The organism is Streptomyces sp. NPDC032472 (genome assembly GCF_040636955.1).
Taxonomy (GTDB): domain Bacteria; phylum Actinomycetota; class Actinomycetes; order Streptomycetales; family Streptomycetaceae; genus Streptomyces.
The window spans coordinates 112,512-128,860 of sequence record NZ_JBEZVK010000005.1; the positions used below are offsets into that span (position 1 = coordinate 112,512).

General features: G+C 73.6%; 15 protein-coding genes. 5 read left to right on the forward strand and 10 right to left on the reverse strand.

Features of this window, described 5'->3' with window-relative positions; translation table 11 throughout:
- Positions 1-85 precede the first annotated feature (85 nt).
- A complete protein-coding gene (locus AB0F11_RS04795; RefSeq protein WP_362168611.1) occupies positions 86-1,303 on the reverse strand; it encodes a geranylgeranyl reductase family protein in 1,218 nt (405 codons plus the stop codon).
- 270 nt (positions 1,304-1,573) lie between these two features.
- Here AB0F11_RS04795 and AB0F11_RS04800 point away from each other — a divergent pair, with 270 nt between their 5' ends.
- Complete coding sequence (locus tag AB0F11_RS04800; protein WP_362168452.1) at positions 1,574-2,938, forward strand: dipeptidase; 1,365 nt, start codon at positions 1,574-1,576, stop codon at positions 2,936-2,938.
- Between the two features lie 67 nt (positions 2,939-3,005).
- Here the strand turns inward: AB0F11_RS04800 and AB0F11_RS04805 are convergent, their stop codons facing one another.
- Positions 3,006-4,043 carry an NUDIX domain-containing protein gene (locus AB0F11_RS04805; RefSeq protein WP_362168453.1) on the reverse strand — a complete coding sequence of 346 codons (1,038 nt, stop codon included), beginning with the start codon at positions 4,041-4,043 and terminating at the stop codon, positions 3,006-3,008.
- 197 nt (positions 4,044-4,240) lie between these two features.
- On the opposite strand from AB0F11_RS04805, the gene AB0F11_RS04810 reads away from it, so the two are divergent.
- Positions 4,241-5,227, forward strand: a complete 987-nt coding sequence (locus AB0F11_RS04810) for a LacI family DNA-binding transcriptional regulator (RefSeq protein WP_362168612.1) — start codon at positions 4,241-4,243, stop codon at positions 5,225-5,227.
- 4 nt (positions 5,228-5,231) lie between these two features.
- Here AB0F11_RS04810 and AB0F11_RS04815 read toward each other — a convergent pair whose 3' ends face one another.
- Positions 5,232-5,435: a hypothetical protein gene (locus tag AB0F11_RS04815; protein WP_362168456.1), complete on the reverse strand. Its 204-nt coding sequence runs from the start codon at positions 5,433-5,435 to the stop codon at positions 5,232-5,234.
- Positions 5,436-5,594: 159 nt separating this feature from the next.
- Here AB0F11_RS04815 and AB0F11_RS04820 point away from each other — a divergent pair, with 159 nt between their 5' ends.
- Complete coding sequence (locus tag AB0F11_RS04820; RefSeq protein WP_362168458.1) at positions 5,595-7,895, forward strand: WD40 repeat domain-containing protein; 2,301 nt, start codon at positions 5,595-5,597, stop codon at positions 7,893-7,895.
- Between the two features lie 51 nt (positions 7,896-7,946).
- On the opposite strand, the gene AB0F11_RS04825 is transcribed toward AB0F11_RS04820, so the two are convergent.
- The 5 genes from AB0F11_RS04825 to AB0F11_RS04845 all read right to left on the reverse strand — a co-directional run bounded on the left by AB0F11_RS04825 (position 7,947) and on the right by AB0F11_RS04845 (position 12,587).
- On the reverse strand, positions 7,947-9,245 hold the full coding sequence (locus AB0F11_RS04825; protein WP_362168460.1) for an aldolase: 1,299 nt from the start codon (positions 9,243-9,245) through the stop codon (positions 7,947-7,949).
- 164 nt (positions 9,246-9,409) lie between these two features.
- Positions 9,410-10,372 carry an electron transfer flavoprotein subunit alpha/FixB family protein gene (locus AB0F11_RS04830; RefSeq protein ID WP_361907510.1) on the reverse strand — a complete coding sequence of 321 codons (963 nt, stop codon included), beginning with the start codon at positions 10,370-10,372 and terminating at the stop codon, positions 9,410-9,412.
- 60 nt (positions 10,373-10,432) lie between these two features.
- Positions 10,433-11,218 carry an electron transfer flavoprotein subunit beta/FixA family protein gene (locus AB0F11_RS04835; RefSeq protein WP_362168462.1) on the reverse strand — a complete coding sequence of 262 codons (786 nt, stop codon included), beginning with the start codon at positions 11,216-11,218 and terminating at the stop codon, positions 10,433-10,435.
- Positions 11,219-11,422: 204 nt separating this feature from the next.
- On the reverse strand, positions 11,423-11,962 hold the full coding sequence (locus AB0F11_RS04840) for a flavin reductase family protein (RefSeq protein ID WP_362168464.1): 540 nt from the start codon (positions 11,960-11,962) through the stop codon (positions 11,423-11,425).
- A gap of 274 nt (positions 11,963-12,236) precedes the next feature.
- Positions 12,237-12,587 carry a thioredoxin family protein gene (locus tag AB0F11_RS04845; RefSeq protein ID WP_362168467.1) on the reverse strand — a complete coding sequence of 117 codons (351 nt, stop codon included), beginning with the start codon at positions 12,585-12,587 and terminating at the stop codon, positions 12,237-12,239.
- A 284-nt stretch (positions 12,588-12,871) separates the two neighbouring features.
- On the opposite strand from AB0F11_RS04845, the gene AB0F11_RS04850 reads away from it, so the two are divergent.
- On the forward strand, positions 12,872-13,594 hold the full coding sequence (locus AB0F11_RS04850; protein WP_362168470.1) for a lysophospholipid acyltransferase family protein: 723 nt from the start codon (positions 12,872-12,874) through the stop codon (positions 13,592-13,594).
- A gap of 251 nt (positions 13,595-13,845) precedes the next feature.
- Here AB0F11_RS04850 and AB0F11_RS04855 read toward each other — a convergent pair whose 3' ends face one another.
- Positions 13,846-14,442: a CGNR zinc finger domain-containing protein gene (locus AB0F11_RS04855; RefSeq protein WP_362168472.1), complete on the reverse strand. Its 597-nt coding sequence runs from the start codon at positions 14,440-14,442 to the stop codon at positions 13,846-13,848.
- 82 nt (positions 14,443-14,524) lie between these two features.
- Between AB0F11_RS04855 and AB0F11_RS04860 the strand changes: the two genes are divergently transcribed.
- A complete protein-coding gene (locus AB0F11_RS04860) occupies positions 14,525-15,778 on the forward strand; it encodes an MFS transporter (RefSeq protein WP_362168475.1) in 1,254 nt (417 codons plus the stop codon).
- Here AB0F11_RS04860 and AB0F11_RS04865 read toward each other — a convergent pair.
- Positions 15,714-16,313, reverse strand: coding sequence for a transglutaminase family protein (locus AB0F11_RS04865; RefSeq protein WP_362168477.1), 600 nt, complete (start codon positions 16,311-16,313; stop codon positions 15,714-15,716). The two genes, AB0F11_RS04860 and AB0F11_RS04865, sit on opposite strands and share 65 nt — an antisense overlap.
- Positions 16,314-16,349: the final 36 nt, after the last annotated feature.

The window sequence follows — 16,349 nt, forward strand, 5'->3', positions numbered from 1 at the left end:
CAACGCAAGCGGCGGCCCCGCCCGGAACTCCGGGCAGGACCGCCACTCCCCTGAACCTGCTCTGCCGCAGACCGCAGCTACGGCCTCAGACCTCGCCCGGGCCGCCCGCCGCCGCCTTCGCGCCCGCCCGCGCCTGCCTGTCGTCCAGGAGGTGCAGTGCCTTGCGGGCCAGCGGGTACGTGTTCACCAGCTCGGCCAGGGTCGTCGCCCCCCGCGTGATCCGCGCGAACGACCGCCACGCCGGGCGGAAGCCGGTGAGCGCCGCGTGCAACAGACCGGGCCGGGCCTCGAAGAGGGTCAGCATCCGCTTGCCGACGCTCATCTCGACGCCGAGGCCCGCCTTGATCGCGAAGGCGTAGTTGAGCGCCTGGCGCCGCGCGTCGACCGCGTCCTGCGCCTCGGACAGCTTCACGGCCCACTCGCCGGCCAGCCGGCCCGAGCGCAGCGCGAAGGAGATGCCCTCGCGGGTCCACGGCTCCAGCAGTCCGGCCGCGTCGCCCGCCACCAGCACCCGGCCCCGCGACAGCGGCGAGTCCGGCTTGCGGCAGCGCGTCAGGTGGCCGGAGGAGACGGCGGGCTCGAAGCCGGCCAGCCCCAGCCGGGCGATGAAGTCCTCCAGGTACTGCTTGGTCGCCGCGCCCTCGCCCTTGGCCGAGATGACCCCGACCGTCAGGGTGTCGTCCTTGGGGAAGACCCAGCCGTAACTGCCGGGCAGCGGGCCCCAGTCGATGAGCACGCGCCCCTTCCAGTCCTCGGCCACCGTCGGCGGGACCGGGATCTCCGCCTCCAGGCCGAGGTCCACCTGGTCCATCTCGACCCCGACGTGGGCGCCGATCCGGCTCGCGCTGCCGTCCGCGCCGACGACCGCCCGCGCCAGCACGGTCTCGCCGTCGGCCAGCACCACGGCGACCGTGCGCCGGTCCGGCACCGCCGCCCCGTGCTGCTCGACCCGGGCGACCGCCGTGCCCGTGCGCACCGTCGCGCCCGCCTTCTCCGCCTCCGCGACCAGCCCGGCGTCGAACTCGGGCCGGTTGATGAGCCCGAACAGCATGTGCTTCGAGCGGCGGGTGCGGGTCAGCTTCCCGTTCAGCGTGAAGGTGACCGCGTGGATGCGGTCCTTCAGCGGGAGCGTGAAGCCGGGCGGCAGCGCGTCGCGCGACGGGCCGATGATGCCGCCGCCGCACGTCTTGTACCGGGGCAGCTCCGCCTTCTCCAGCAGCAGGACCCGCGCCCCGGCCACCGCGGCGGCATGCGCCGCCGAGGCCCCGGCCGGGCCGGCCCCGACCACGACCACGTCCCACACCTCGCCGGTCCCCCCGGCCACTTCGTCCCCCGCCCCGGCGGCCCGCCCTGCTGCGTCGGCTCCGTCGACGGTGCTTTCGTCGCTGCTCACGATGTGCTGCTGCTCCTGATCATGCGTTGCTCCGATGCCGGGGAAATCCTACGGCGCGCCTGCGGCCCGTCCTGCTGTGCGAGGATCGGACTGACCTGCGCCCCATCCCGACATAAGCCCACCACGCGGATGCGGGAGGCGTACACAGACGACAACGTCGCACCCAAGAGGAGCGTGCCCATGTCCCAGAATCCGATCGCCGAGACCATCGCCTCGCTGATGCCCCGCGCCAAGCAGGAGCTGACCGAGCTGGTGGCCTTCCAGTCGGTGGCGGACTGGGCGCAGTTCCCCAAGAGCGAGAGCGAGGGCGCGGCGACCTGGGTGGCGGACGCGCTGCGCGCCGAGGGCTTCCAGGACGTGGCCCTGCTCGACACCCCGGACGGGACCCAGTCGGTGTACGGCTTCCTGCCCGGCCCGGAGGGCGCGCCGACCGTGCTGCTGTACGCGCACTACGACGTGCAGCCGCCGCTGGACGACGCCGCCTGGATCTCCCCGGCCTTCGAGCTGACCGAGCGCGACGGCCGCTGGTACGGGCGCGGCGCCGCGGACTGCAAGGGCGGGTTCATCATGCACCTGCTGGCGCTGCGCGCGCTGAAGGCCAACGGCGGGGTGCCGGTGAGCGTGAAGGTGATCGTCGAGGGCTCGGAGGAGCAGGGCACCGGCGGTCTCCAGCAGTACGCCGAGGCGCACCCGGAGCTGCTGGCCGCCGACACGATCGTCATCGGCGACGCGGGCAACTTCCGCCTCGGCCTGCCGACGGTGACGGCCACCCTGCGCGGCATGTGCCTGCTGAAGGTGAAGATCGACACGCTGGGCGGCAACCTGCACTCGGGCATGTTCGGCGGTGTCGCCCCGGACGCGCTGGCGGCCCTGATCCGGCTGCTGGACTCGCTGCGCGCGGCGGACGGCTCGACCACGGTGGACGGGCTCGCGGCGGACGCGGTGTGGGAGGGCCTGCAGTACCCGGAGGAGGACTTCCGGTCCGACGCGAAGGTGCTGGACGGCGTGGAGCTGATCGGCGAGGGCACGATCGCGGACCGGCTGTGGGCCCGCCCGGCCGTCACGGTCCTCGGCATCGACTGCCCGCCGGTGGTGGGCGCGACCCCGTCGGTGCACGCGAGCGCGTCCGCGCTGATCAGCCTGCGGGTGCCGCCGGGCGTGGACACGGCCGAGGCGATCAAGCTGCTGGAGGCGCACCTGGTGGCGCACACGCCGTGGAAGGCTCGCCTGGACGTGGAGGTCGTCGGCCAGGGCCAGCCGTTCCGGGCGGACACCACCAGCCCGGCGTACGCCTCGATGGCGGCCGCCCTGGAGCTCGCGTACCCCGGCCAGGAGATGCAGGTCAGCGGCATGGGCGGATCGATTCCGCTGTGCAACACGCTGACCTCGCTGTACCCGCAGGCGGAGATGCTGCTGATCGGTCTGAGCGAGCCGGAGGCGCAGATCCACGCGGTGAACGAGAGCGTCTCCCCGGAGGAGCTGGAGCGCCTGTCGGTGGCCGAGGCCCACTTCCTCGTCAACTACGCGGCGTCCAAGGGCGCCTGAGGCGGCAGGGCCCAGCGAGCCCCGCACGCCGCGCCGCCCGTGACGACGGGCGGCGCGGCGTCGGCGGCTACGGCGTGGGCCGTCCGCCCTCCAGGTACAGCGGGCGCCCGCGTTCGCGCGCCCGCAGCGCCCACCGCAGCCTCTCGTAGCGCACGGGCGGCAGCAGCTCGGCGGCCTCCGCCTCGGTGGCGAACCGCCAGGCCCGCAGCTCCGGTCCCGGCAGCCGGAGCCGGGCCGCCGCCCCGGCGGACAGCCGGCCCCCGTCGAAGAGCAGCCGCAGGCCTCCGTACGCGGGGCGCGCGGGCGGCTCCCAGTCCACGACGAGCAGCCCGGGTACGCGGCCGAGGTCGATGCCGAGTTCCTCCGCGACCTCCCGCACGCCGGCGCGGGCGGGCGCCTCCCCCGCTTCGACGACGCCGCCCGGGAACTCCCAGCCCGGCTTGTACGTCGGATCCACCAGGAGCACCCGGTCCTCGTCGTCGAAGAGCAGCACCCCCGCCGCCACCGTCTCCCGGGTCGGCTCCGGGGTCTGCACGATGTCGCAGATCCCGGCGGCCTCGGTGCGCACGGCCTCGGCTATCAGCTCCGCCGTCTGCCGCACGCTGAGAGCGCCGTTGTCGATGACGTGGGCGTCGGCCGTCAGCCAGCCGAGGGCCTGCCGGTAGGCGGGGATGTGGTCGTACGCCCACTGCCGGACGCGGAGGTCCACCTCCTCGGGGCTGCCCGGCTCCCGGCGGGTCGCGATGCGGTGGCGCAGGATCGTTTCCGCCGGGGCGAGCAGCACATGGCGCACCGGGATCCGGCGCGCCGCCAACCCGCCGAAGATCTCGTCCCGGTACTCCTGGCGCAGCAGCGTCATCGGTACCACCAGCACCCCGCCCAGCTCCGCGAGCATCGCCGCGGCCGTGTCCACGACCAGGCGCCGCCAGCTCGGCAGGTCCTGGTAGTCGCTCACCTCCGCGAGGCGCTTGCGCGGCAGGAGCCGGCGCAGTGCGTCGCCGACGAGCTCCGGGTCGTACAGGGTGCTGTCCGGGAGGATCCTGGTCAGTTCCCGGGCCGTGCTGGTCTTCCCGGCGCTGAATGTGCCGTTGATCCAGACAATCACGTCTACCCCTCTCCCCACGGCTCGTCAAAAGCCCCCAGTGGCTTGCCCGCATCACCCTGCCATGGAAACCCGCGTACGGCCCGCGTGCTTATCCTCAAGACCGCAGCCGTGCCCGCCCGTCGTGTCCCGGAGGTTTCCGTCCCGTGCCGCAGACCCGCCGCCCGTCGTCCGATCCCCGCTACGGCACCCGGCCGACCATGAAGGACGTCGCGACCCGCGCGGGGGTCGGACTGAAGACGGTGTCACGGGTGGTCAACGGCGAGGCGGGGGTCACCCCCGACACGGTCCGGCGGGTCCAGGAGGCCATCGAGGCGCTCGGCTTCCGCCGCAACGACAGCGCGCGGGTGCTCCGCAAGGGCCGTACCGCCACCGTCGGGCTGATCCTGGAGGACCTCGCCGACCCGTTCTACGGGCCGCTGAACCGGGCCGTGGAGGAGGTGGCCCGCGCGCACGGGGCGCTGCTGATCAACGGGTCCAGCGCCGAGGACCCGGACCGGGAGCGGGAGTTGGCCCTGGCTCTGTGCGCACGGCGGGTGGACGGGCTGGTCGTGATCCCGGCGGGCGACGACCACCGCTACCTGGAGCCGGAGATGAAGGCCGGGGTGGCCACGGTGTTCGTGGACCGCCCGGCAGGCCGGATCGAGGCGGACGTGGTGCTGTCGGACAACCGCGGCGGTGCCCGCGAGGGCGTCGCGCACCTGATCGCGGGCGGCCACCGGCGGATCGGGTTCATCGGCGACCAGCCCCGCATCCACACGGCGACGGAGCGGCTGGGCGGCTACCGCGCGGCCATGGCGGACGCGGGCCTTGAGGTGGCGGAGTCCTGGGTGTCGCTGGGGCCGACGACGCCGGAGCGGGTCACGGCCGCGGCCCGCGCCATGCTCGCGGGCCCGGAGCCGGTCACCGCGCTGTTCGCCGGCAACAACCGGGTGACGGTGACCGTGGTGCGGGTCCTGGCCGGGCACCCGCGGCCGGTGGCGCTGGTCGGCTTCGACGACTTCGAGCTGGCCGACCTGCTGCGGCCCGGCGTCACCGTGGTCGCCCAGGACCCGGCGGCCCTGGGCCGGGTCGCCACGGACCGCCTGTTCCAGCGCCTCGGCGGATCGGCCCTCCCGCCGACCCGCATCGAACTGCCGACGCGCCTGATCCCCCGCGGCTCGGGCGAACTCCCCCCGCCGGCCTGACCGCTCACCGGATGAGCCCCCGCAGGACGGGCACGGCCCCGCCCCCCGCGGTGAGCCCGGCGAGCACGGCCAGAGCGGGGTGCACCCCGCCTGCGCGGCTCAACCCGCCGACGACGAGGCCGATGATCAGGGCACCGATCAGCACCACGGCGGTGTGCAGGGACAGGAACGGCTGCTCGGTGCCGTGCGGGTTCCGGTGTGTGGTCATGCGGCGATTGCACCGGAGGGCCCGGCCGGTTCCCGCACCGGCCGAACGGATCCGCCGTCCGGCGATCACCGTCGAACCACGGCCGCGGACCGCCCCACTGTTCGGTGGCGTTCCGTCAAGTCCGGGACCGTTCGGCCGGTCTGTGCATAGCCTGGCTGCGTGGACGCACCGCACGCCGTCGGGTTCGACGAGGAACTGGCCCGCTTCGCCGCCGACTTGCGCCGGCTCCGGATCGAGCGCGGCAACCCCTCGTACCGGGAGCTGGAGGCGCGGGCGGCGAAGTCCCGGATCGGGGGCCGGCTGCCCGTCGCCACGCAGAGCGACGCCTTCCGTGGCAAGCGGCTGCCCGGACTGGACACGCTGATGACGCTGGTGCGGACGCTGTACGCGTACGACGAGGACGGCCGGCCCATCGCCGTCCCGTCGCACGCCGCGCCCGAGTTGGGCCCGTGGCGGCTGCGCTGGCGCGCCCTGGCGTCCCTCCAGCCGACCGCCCCGGACCGGGCCCGCAGGCCCCCGCCGGCTCCAGAGCCGCCTGCGGTTGCACAGGAGGCCACAGGCCGCATCCCGGTGGCCGCAACGGTCGGGGACGGGAACGGCTTCGCCCTGGCCCACCGGTTCAGCACGCCGGAGCGCCACCCGTGGGGGGTTGCGTTCTCTCCCGTCGGCAGGATCCTGGCCGTCGGCACAGACGGCGTGGTGCAGCTCTGGGACCCTGTACGGGGCCGGGCCCTGGGTGAGATCAAGACCGGGCAGCCCGGCATGTGCATGGCGTTCTCGCCGCACGGTGGTGCACTGGCGATCGGCAGGAACGACGGCTCGGCGCAGCTGTGGGACGTGCACACGCTGGCTCCCGTGGGCCCGCTCCTGGAGGGGCACGAGGAACCCGTCAAAGCGCTTGCCTTCTCCCCCGACGGACGCGTCTTGGCCACCGCTTCCGACGACGAGACCGTCCGCCGATGGGACACGGCGTCGGGAAAACCTGCGGGCCCACCCCTGGTCGGGCACTTCGGCGAGGTAGGGGCCCTTGCGTTCTTCCCCGGCAGCCGCCTGTTGGCCGCGCTCAAGGGGAGGCACGGGGTACAGCTGTGGGACCTGCTGGCGGGCAAGGCCATCGGAAAGCCCCTCACCGGCTATCTCGGCGAGCTCATCGGCATGGCGTTCTCACCGGACGGACAGCTGCTGGCCACCGCCGGCGACAGCGGAACGCAGCTCTGGGACACCGCCACCGGCAGTGCCCTCGGCTGGCTGTTGCACGGCCCCGATGCCCTGACGTGGGGGGCCGTCTTCTCACCCGACGGCCGGATGCTGGCCACCGCCTGCGACGACGGGACGGTGCGGCTGTGGGACCGGAACCGGGGTGTTCCCGTTGGCCCTCCTCTGACCGGATACGAACGACCGCTCCACCACGTCGCGTTCTCTCCCGACGGCCGTTGCCTCGCCGCATGCGGTGAGGCCTACGAGGTGGTGGTCTACCACCACGTCCCGGACGGGGATGCGCGCCGCCTGGAGTCGCTGGCGGTCCGGGCGGTGACCGCCGCCTTGCGGGAAGGCCACGCCGTCGCCCTGCCGGCGATGTCCTCGTACAGCGGGATCCCGCTCCGCCGGCTCGCCTTTTCGCCGAATGGCGAACGACTGCTGGTCCGCACCGCGGACCGGCGGATCCTGACCTGGTATCCCGCGACGCGGGTGGCGCTGCCCGAGGGACTGGTGCTCCCGGACAGGGGTCCCTGGGGACTGGACTTCCCCCAGGACCGCGAGCCGGCGGAACTGTGGACCCAGGGCATGCCCTCGCACGACCCGCTGCGCCACCCGGTCTCACTGCATCCGCACCTGGCGTTCACGCCCGACGGCCGATACGTCGCCTGGATCGACGCGGACGGCCACCTGCGCATGTGGGACGTGGCCGAGGACGCGGCAGTGGCGATCCGCTCGCCCGAAGGGGTGTCGGACGTGTCCGCGGTCGCCTACTCCCCCGACGGTCGCATGCTGGCCGCTGCCGGGCACGCACGGACGGTGCTGTGGGACCCGATGACCGGCGAGCCGACCGCTCTCGTGCTGGAGCCGCACGGGGACGACATCCGCGCCCTGGCTTTTTCGCCGGACGGCCGCCTGTTGGCCACCGGCGACGCCGACGGCACCATCCGGGTCTGGGACACGGCCACCGGCGTTCCGGCGGTGGGCGCGGGGTTCCGCGGCCACACCGGTCAGGTGCAGGACCTCGCGTTCTCGCCCGACGGCCGGGTGCTCGCCAGCGCGAGCTCCGACGGCACCGTGCAACTGTGGAACCCCGCCGTGCAGCTGCCCGTGGCCGAGCTCCCGCTGACCGGCCACACCGGCGAGGTGCGCGGCATCGCCTTCTCCCCCGACGGGAGCCTGCTGGCGTCCGCGGGGGACGACGGTACCGTCCGGTTCTGGATGCTGCCGGGCGTCGGTGGGAGACAGGCCCGGCCCCGGTGATCGCAGTCCGGGGCCGGGCGGTATCGGGGCCGCTCGGTCAGGCCGTGGCGGTCAGGCCGTGGCGGTCAGGGTGGCCGAGCGGCGCGGGATGGCGAAGGCGTCGAGTTCGGCGCGGGTCAGGCCGGTCAGGGCGGTGACCTCCTCGGTGCCGACGGCGCCGCAGTCGAGGCCGCGTACCAGGTAGCCGGCGAGCGCCTTCGCGGTGGCGGGCTCGTCCATCACGTCGCCCTCGATCTTCGCGACGTACGCCTTGAGGCGGGCCGCGGCGGCCTCAAGGCCCTCGCGGTAGAAGGTGAAGACGGCCGCGTAGCGGGTCGGCAGGTGGCCCGGGTGCATGTCCCAGCCCTGGTAGTAGGCGCGGGCCAGGGCGCGGCGGGTCAGGCCGTAGTGCAGCTTCCAGGCTTCGTGGACCTTCTCGGTGGTGCCGATGGGCAGGACGTTCGTCGAGCCGTCGGAGACGCGTACGCCGGTGCCGGCGGCGGCAACCTGCATGATCGCCTTGGCGTGGTCGGCGGCCGGGTGGTCGCTGGCCTGGTAGGCGGCGGAGACGCCGACGCAGGCGCTGTAGTCGAAGGTGCCGTAGTGCAGGCCGGTGGCGCGGCCCTTGCTGGCCTCGATCATGCGGGCCACGGTGGCGGTGCCGTCGGAGGCGAGGATCGACTGGCTGGTCTCGATCTGGATCTCGAAGCCGATCCGGCCCGGGCGCAGGCCGCGGGTGGTCTCGAAGGCCTCCAGCAGCTTGACGAAGGCGCTGACCTGCTCGGCGTAGGTGACCTTGGGGAGGGTGAGGACGAGGCCCTCGGGCAGGCCGCCGTGCTCCAGGAGCCCGGACAGGAAGATGTCGGTGGTGCGGATGCCGCGGTCTCGGACGTTGGACTCCATGCACTTCATGCGGATGCCCATGTACGGGGCGTTGGTGCCGTTGGAGAAGGCTTCGGAGACGAGGCGGGCGGCGCGGGCGGCGGCCTGGTCCTCCTCCTCGTCGGAGCGGACGCCGAAGCCGTCCTCGAAGTCGATGCGGAGGTCCTCGATGGGCTCGCGCTGCAGCTTGGCGCGGACGCGGTCGTAGACGGGGACGGCGAGTTCGTCGCTGATGCCCAGCACCTTGGCGAAGGTGGCGGCGTCCGGGGCGTGCTCGTCGAGGGCGGCGAGGGCCTGGTCGCCCCAGGAGCGGATGGTCTCGGCGGTGAAGACGTCGCCGGGGACGTAGACGGTGTGGATGGGCTGGCGGGTGCCGGGGTCACCCGGGTAGTGGCGCGCGAGCTCCGCGTCCACCGGGGCGAGGGAGGCGCTGATGCCCTCGCTGACCGCGCCTGCGAGGCTCGTCGCCACCTTCTCCTGCTGACCCATCGTGCACTCTCCTCTTTTCCGCTTCACGGAAGCTTGGCTCCGCATGGCAGAATTTAGTCACGGGGTTCCGCTCCGTCAATGGTCCCTCCGGCCTGCCGGGCATACGACTCGGGGCCGTGCGGTGAGAATCACCACACGGCCCCGTGACGGAGTAGTTGCGCAGGTCAGCCCTTGCGCGCCTTGATCTCCTCGGTCAGCTGCGGGACGACCTCGAAGAGGTCGCCGACCACGCCGTAGTCGACCAGCTCGAAGATCGGGGCCTCGGCGTCCTTGTTGATGGCCACGATGGTCTTCGAGGTCTGCATGCCGGCCCGGTGCTGGATCGCGCCGGAGATGCCGGAGGCGATGTACAGCTGCGGGGAGACCGACTTGCCGGTCTGGCCGACCTGGTTGGAGTGCGGGTACCAGCCGGCGTCGACGGCGGCGCGCGAGGCGCCGACGGCCGCACCGAGGGAGTCGGCCAGGGCCTCGATGAGGCCGAAGTTCTCGGCGCCGTTGACGCCGCGGCCGCCGGAGACCACGATCGCGGCCTCGGTCAGCTCGGGACGGCCGGTCGACTCGCGCGGGGTGCGCGAGGTGACCTTGGTGCCGGTGGCCAGGGCGCCGAAGGTGACGGCGAGCGCCTCGACGGTGCCGGCGGCCGGGGCGGCCTCGACCGGGGCCGAGTTCGGCTTGACGGTGATGACCGGGGTGCCCTTGGACACGCGGGACTTGGTGGTGAAGGACGCGGCGAACGCGGACTGCGTCGCGACCGGACCCTCGTCACCGGCCTCCAGGTCCACGGCGTCGGTGATGATGCCGGAGCCGATGCGGACGGCGAGGCGGGCGGCGATCTCCTTGCCCTCGGCGGAGGACGGGACCAGCACGGCGGCCGGGGACACAGCCTCGTACGCGGCCTGGAGCGCGTCCACCTTCGGTACGACGAGGTACTCGGCGAACTCGGGGGCGTCGGCGGTGAGGACCTTGACCGCACCGTGCTCGGCGAGCGCGGCGGCGGTGTTCTCGGCACCGGCGCCGAGGGCGACGGCGACGGGCTCGCCGATGCGGCGGGCCAGGGTCAGCAGCTCGAGGGTGGGCTTGCGGACGGCGCCGTCCACGTGGTCGACGTAGACGAGGACTTCAGCCATGGAATGCTCCTGCGGAATGCGAAGTAGTCAGGGGGGTCGAGAGGGTGCTGGCTGAAGCTCTTAGATGAACTTCTGGCCGGCCAGGAACTCGGCCAGCTGCTTGCCGCCCTCGCCCTCGTCCTTGACGATCGTGCCGGCGGTGCGGGCCGGACGCTGCGCCGCGGAGTCCACCGCGGTCCAGGCGCCTTCGAGGCCGACCTCTTCCGCCTCGACCTCGAGGTCGGACAGGTCCCAGGACTCCACCGGCTTCTTCTTGGCGGCCATGATGCCCTTGAAGGACGGGTAGCGGGCCTCGCCGGACTGGTCGGTCACGGAGACGACCGCCGGGAGGGAGGCCTCGAGCTGCTCGCTCGCGGAGTCGCCGTCGCGGCGGCCGGTGACGGTGCCGTCCTCGACCTTGACCTCGGAGAGCAGGGTGACCTGCGGGACGCCCAGGCGCTCGGCCAGGATCGCCGGGAGGACACCCATGGTGCCGTCGGTCGAGGCCATGCCGGTGATGACCAGGTCGTAGCCGGCCTTCTCGAGGGCCTTGGCCAGCACCAGCGAGGTGCCCATGACGTCGGTGCCGTGCAGGTCGTCGTCCTCGACGTGGATGGCCTTGTCGGCACCCATGGACAGCGCCTTGCGCAGGGCGTCCTTGGCGTCCTCGGGGCCCACCGTCAGGACGGTGATCTCGGCGTCGTCGGCGTCTTCGGCGATCTGCAGCGCCTGCTCGACGGCGTACTCGTCGAGCTCCGACAGCAGACCGTCGACGTCGTCGCGGTCGACCGTCAGGTCATCGGCGAAGTGCCGGTCGCCGGTGGCGTCGGGCACGTACTTCACACAGACAACGATCCTCAGGCTCACGCCGGCTCTCCTACCGCATCGTCTTGTTACTGATACCGCCTTGTGCAGGCAGCATAGGCGCCTTTTTCGGGCTGATCCCGGTCGGGGCGGCCCGCGCTCCGAAGGGAATGTTACTCGTCAGTACACCGTGGGTCCGCTCCGGAGGCAAGGCCGGTGAACTGTGATCTGTCCAACGCCACCCGAACCCGCCCCAGCAGGGACGATTCAGTCGCGCAGCGCGTTGAAGCGCCCCTGGTGGTACAGCAGCGGGCGGCCCTCGCCGGCCGGGTCCCCGACGACCGCCTCCGCAATGATCACCCGGTGCGCGCCGGCCGGGACCCGCGCCACCACGCGGCACACCAGCCAGGCCAGCACGCCGTCCAGCAGCGGCACCTCGTGCGGACCCGGAGCCCAGCCGGTGGCCGGGCCGAAGCGGTCGGCGCCGCTGCGGGCGAACAGGCCGGCCAGCTCCTGCTGGTGCTCGCCGAGTATGTGGACGCCGAGGTGGTCGCTGTCGCGTATCGCGGGCCAGCTGGAGGAGCCGGTCGAGATGGTGAAGGACAGCAGCGGCGGGTCGGCGGAGACCGAGTTGAGCGAGGTGGCGGTGAACCCGACCGGCCGGCCGCCGGCCTCGGCGGTGATCACGGCGACGCCCGCGGCATGCTGCCGGAAGACGGAGCGGAGCAGCTCGGGCGAGCCGGGCAGGGCGGAGCCGAAGGGTGCGGTGTGGGCGGACTGGGCCGGGGTGGCGGTCGGGGCCGTCATGGAAGGGCTTCCTTCTGCCGCGGACGCGGCGGGCGAGGGCGCGGGGGGATCGGGTCGGGGGCCGGGGGCGTTCAGCGGACCCGACAGCGCGCACTCGCATGGCGGACCAGGTCCACGTGGACGCGTCCGTACAGCAGGAGTTCGTACCGCATGCCGCCAGCCTGGCGATCTCTCGTGTACACAGTCAAGCGACGGCGGTCAGATGCGAGGCGCGTCACGCTGTGTACGGGCGCGCGTACCGGCGCCGGCGCCGGCGGGCGTACCGCGCCGGCGGTCATACGGCGGCGCCCAGCGCGGCGATCACGTCGGCCTTGCGCGGCATCCCGGCCGCGCGGCGCACAATCCGGCCGGCCGCGTCCAGGACGAGCACGGTCGGGGTCTTCTCGATGCCGAGCGTGCGGACGAGGTCCAGGTTGCGCTCGGCGTCGATCTCGATGTGGGCGACCCCGTCGACCATGTCCGCCACCTCGGCGAGGATGCGGCGGGTGGCCCGGCAGGGCTGGCAGAAGGCGCTGGAGAACTGCACCAGGCTGGCCCGCTCCCCGGGCTGCGCGCCCAGCTGGGCCGCGCCCAGCGGTCCGCGGCCGTCCTCGTCCCCGTGCACGCGCTCTCCCGTAACCGCCACCGCTGCCGTCCCCGTCACCGTCACCGTCACCGTCAACCCCGCCGCCCCCGCCCGCCGTCACTGCCGGACGTCCCGTCCCGCATCATTGAAGTACGTTCGTACGCCGATCCGAGCGCCCGGGGCGCACGCCGCATTCCCGGCGTGACGAGAATCTCCCCGGGCGGCAGCATCTGGGCTGGCCAGCAGCCCTCGGATGCGGCACGATCCCCAAGGGCCGCGTACCTACGCTGCCGTAACTTCCGGCCGGGAGAACCTCCCCAGGCAGAAAGCGGGGTCTCCCCACCATGGCTGAGCTCGTCTACCCCCCGGTGATCGGTGCCGCGCACACCCTCTTCCGGGCCTTGGACATCCGTATCGACATGAAGGGCACCGAGCACATCCCGCGCAAGGGCGGGGCGGTACTGGTGTCGAACCACATCGGCTACCTCGACTTCATCTTCGCCGGGCTGACGGCGCGGCCGCAGAAGCGGCTGGTGCGCTTCATGGCGAAGGAGTCGGTGTTCCGGCACAAGGTGTCCGGCCCGCTGATGCGCGCGATGAAGCACATCCCGGTGGACCGCAAGCAGGGCGAGACGGCGTACCAGCACGCCCTGGACTCGCTGCGCTCCGGCGAGATCATCGGCGTGTTCCCGGAGGCGACGATCTCCCAGTCGTTCACCCTGAAGAGCTTCAAGTCGGGTGCGGCGCGCATGGCGCAGGAGGCCGGGGTCCCGCTGATCCCGGTGGCCCTGTGGGGCACGCAGCGGCTGTGGACCAAGGGCCGCCCGAAGGACCTCAAGCGCAGCCACATCCCGGTGACGCTGCGGGTCGGCGAGCCGATCGAGGCGCCGAAGGACCAGTACGCCGGTGCGATCACGCGGCGGCTGCGCGAGCGCGTCCAGGAGCTGCTGGACGCGGCGCAGCGCGCCTACCCGGCCCAGCCGAAGGACGCCACGGACTCGTGGTGGCTGCCGGCGCACATGGGGGGCAGCGCCCCGACGGCGGCGCAGGTCAAGGAAGCGGGCTGATCCCGCACCACCGGGACGAGTGAATCTGCGGCCCGCGCGGTCCGCCGACGGCGGACCGCGCGGGCCTTCGCATGCGGGCGCCCCCGCTGCGCGGAGCCATCCCCCGCCCCGCCCCTTCCCGAAGAACCGGGGGCTCCGCCCCCGGCCCCCGCGCCTCAAACGCCGACGGGGCTGAATTTTGCCGCTGCGCGGCAAATCCAGCCCGCGCCGCGTTTGAGCGCACCGGGCGCGGAGCGCCCGGAATCGGGTCCTCAGCGGGCGGGGCCGGCCGGCCGCGGATGCTCGGCGGCTGCGGCGGCCTCGGCCCGCTTGCGGCGGCGGTGCGCGGCGACCCGTTCACGGGTGGCGCACGTGGGCGAGCAGTAGCGGCGGGGGCTGCCGGGGCCGCCGGCGAGGAAGAGCCGTCCGCAGCCGGCGGCGGCGCAGGCGCCCCAGGCGATGCGGCCCTGCTCGGTGAGCAGTTGGGCGAGGGCCAGGGCGCCGGAGGCCAGGAACCACTCGCCCCAGCCGGCCTCGTCGCCCCGGTCGACGTGCAGGTGCCAGGGGTGGCCGTCGTGGCGGGTCAGTCGGGGACGGGTGGCGTACTGCGCGAAGAGCGCGTTGAGGGCCTGCGCGGCGCGGTCCTCGTCGGTCTCGGCGAGGACCTCCGCCATCCGCCGCGCGGCAGCGCGCAGCCGGTCCGCGTCCGCTTCCGTGAAGGCCTCGGGCGCGAGGTCGGCCGGGTGCTCCCCGTGCCGGACGAGCAGCGCCGCGAGATCGGCGCGCGGGAGGCCGGGAGCGGCGCGGACCGCCTCGGCGAGCTCGATCAGCCGCCGGGCCGCAGAGAACCCCTGGGCGGAGCCGGTCATCCCGGAAACCTTTCGCCGTACGCCCCCACGGCGTAACTTCTTGTACCACTATCACGTTACACGATCGGGGGGTGGATCCGGGATGCCCGTATTCGGGCGGTACCTGGCAGCGGCGGTCGCGGCGCGGACAGCCTCGGAGGGGATGGGCCTCGCGGTGATGCTGCTGGCCCTGGAGCGGACCGGGAGCGCGGCGCACGGCGCCTACGTGCTGACCGCATGGCTGGCTCCGCACGTCCTGGCGGCCCCGCTCGCCGGGGCGGCCGCGTCCCGGGCCCGTCGGCCCCGGCTCTTCCACGTGGGGGCGCTGGTCGGGTTCACGGCCGCGGCGGCGGCGCTGGCCCTGCTGCTGGGCCGGGCCCCGGCTGCGGTGGTGCTCGCGGTGGCGCTGCTCGGCGGCAGCTGCGGGCCGATGGTGACGGGCGGGATGTCCAGCCTCGTGGCCGGGCTGGTCCCGGCGGGGCCCCAGCGGGACCGGGCGTACGCGTGGGACGCGGCGACCTACAACGCCGCGTCCGTGGTGGCCCCGGCGGCGGTGGGCCTGGTCGCTGCACTCGGTTCGGCCGCGCCCGCGATGGCGGGGCTGGCCGCGGCCTGCGCGCTCGCAGCGGTCCTGGCGGCGACGCTCCCGTACGGGCGCCCCGTCGGAGCGCCGATGGAGGCCGCGCCCCGGACGGGGCTGAAGGCGGGGCTCGCGGCCGGCCTGGCGGCCCTGTGGCGGATCCGGGAGCTGCGGGCGATCACCGCGGCCACGGGCCTGGCCTTCGCCGGGCTGGGCTCGCTCAGCGCCACTTCGGTCCTGCTGGCAGCCCGGCTCGGCAGCCCGGGCGCCGGGGGTGTGCTGATGACGGCCTTCGCGGCAGGAGCCCTGACGGGCTCGCTGACGCTCGGGCGGATCACGGGAACGGACCCGGGCCGGCTGGCGCGCCGGGCGATGGCGGGGACCGGGGCGGCCCTCGCCGCGGCGGCCTTCTCCCCCTCGGTCGCGGTCGCGGCGGCCCTGTTCGCCATTGCCGGGGTGTGCGACGGGCCCCTCCTGACGGCGACGCTCCGGATCCGTGCGCAGTTCGCCCCGGAGGAGGTGCGGACCCAGGTGTTCACCCTGGGCGCGGGTCTCAAGGTGACCGCGGCGTCCGCCGGCGCCGCGGTCGTCGGCTTCGCGGCCGGGGCGCCGCCACAGGCGCTGCTGTCCGGGCTCGCCGCACTGATCCTGGCCTCGGCCCTGCTGCATGCACGGCTGGCACCGCACGGCACGAGCGCAGCGGCCGCCGCGGCTACAGCTCTACCGGCAGGTTCTGCCACAGCCGGGACCGGTCGGCGGACTCCCGGAGCACCTTGAGCACGACCGGGTGGGGGGTGGCGTACAGCTCGGGGTAGTCGATCTCGCCGAGCTCGGGCCGTACGGGGAAGGCGAGCCGTTCGGCGTCCAGGGAGAACCGGGCGTCCACGCCGGACTTGTTGCCGCGCGGGTCCTGGCGGTACCACCGGCTGCTGCAGGGCATCCGGAGGGCGACCAGGCCGTGGACGGCGGGCCGGGAGCCGTCGTCCTCGGTGAGCCGCTGGTAGCACAGGCCGGCGGGTATGTCCTTGGCCCGGAGCAGGGCCACCAGGGCGTGGGCCTTGGCGTGGCAGATGCCGTTGCGGGTGCTGAGCACCTCGGAGGCGCGCCAGACGACTCGCGGGTCGCCGGAGTCGGCCGAGTGCGGAATGGTGTCACGGACGAAATCGAACACTGCCTCGGCGTATGAGTATGCAGTGCCGGTGGCGAACCAGAAGGTGTCGGCGATCTCCTGAACCACGGGGTGGCCGTGGTCGATCACTTCGTCAGCAGCCAGATAGTCGTGGATGTCGAGTTTCTGCTGGATCAGCTCCATGACTCCGAGGATAGGCACACCAAGGACCGCAAATCA

Excerpts from the sequence above, each read along its gene's own strand:
- AB0F11_RS04800 (WP_362168452.1), top strand. The coding sequence starts at position 1,574 with ATGTCCCAGAATCCGATCGCCGAGACCATCGCCTCGCTGATGCCCCGC.
- AB0F11_RS04810 (WP_362168612.1), top strand. The coding sequence starts at position 4,241 with ATGAAGGACGTCGCGACCCGCGCGGGGGTCGGACTGAAGACGGTGTCA.
- AB0F11_RS04815 (WP_362168456.1), bottom strand. The coding sequence starts at position 5,435 with ATGACCACACACCGGAACCCGCACGGCACCGAGCAGCCGTTCCTGTCC.
- AB0F11_RS04825 (WP_362168460.1), bottom strand. The coding sequence starts at position 9,245 with ATGGGTCAGCAGGAGAAGGTGGCGACGAGCCTCGCAGGCGCGGTCAGC.
- AB0F11_RS04830 (WP_361907510.1), bottom strand. The coding sequence starts at position 10,372 with ATGGCTGAAGTCCTCGTCTACGTCGACCACGTGGACGGCGCCGTCCGC.
- AB0F11_RS04840 (WP_362168464.1), bottom strand. The coding sequence starts at position 11,962 with ATGACGGCCCCGACCGCCACCCCGGCCCAGTCCGCCCACACCGCACCC.
- AB0F11_RS04850 (WP_362168470.1), top strand. The coding sequence starts at position 12,872 with ATGGCTGAGCTCGTCTACCCCCCGGTGATCGGTGCCGCGCACACCCTC.
- AB0F11_RS04855 (WP_362168472.1), bottom strand. The coding sequence starts at position 14,442 with ATGACCGGCTCCGCCCAGGGGTTCTCTGCGGCCCGGCGGCTGATCGAG.
- AB0F11_RS04860 (WP_362168475.1), top strand. The coding sequence starts at position 14,525 with ATGCCCGTATTCGGGCGGTACCTGGCAGCGGCGGTCGCGGCGCGGACA.
- AB0F11_RS04865 (WP_362168477.1), bottom strand. The coding sequence starts at position 16,313 with ATGGAGCTGATCCAGCAGAAACTCGACATCCACGACTATCTGGCTGCT.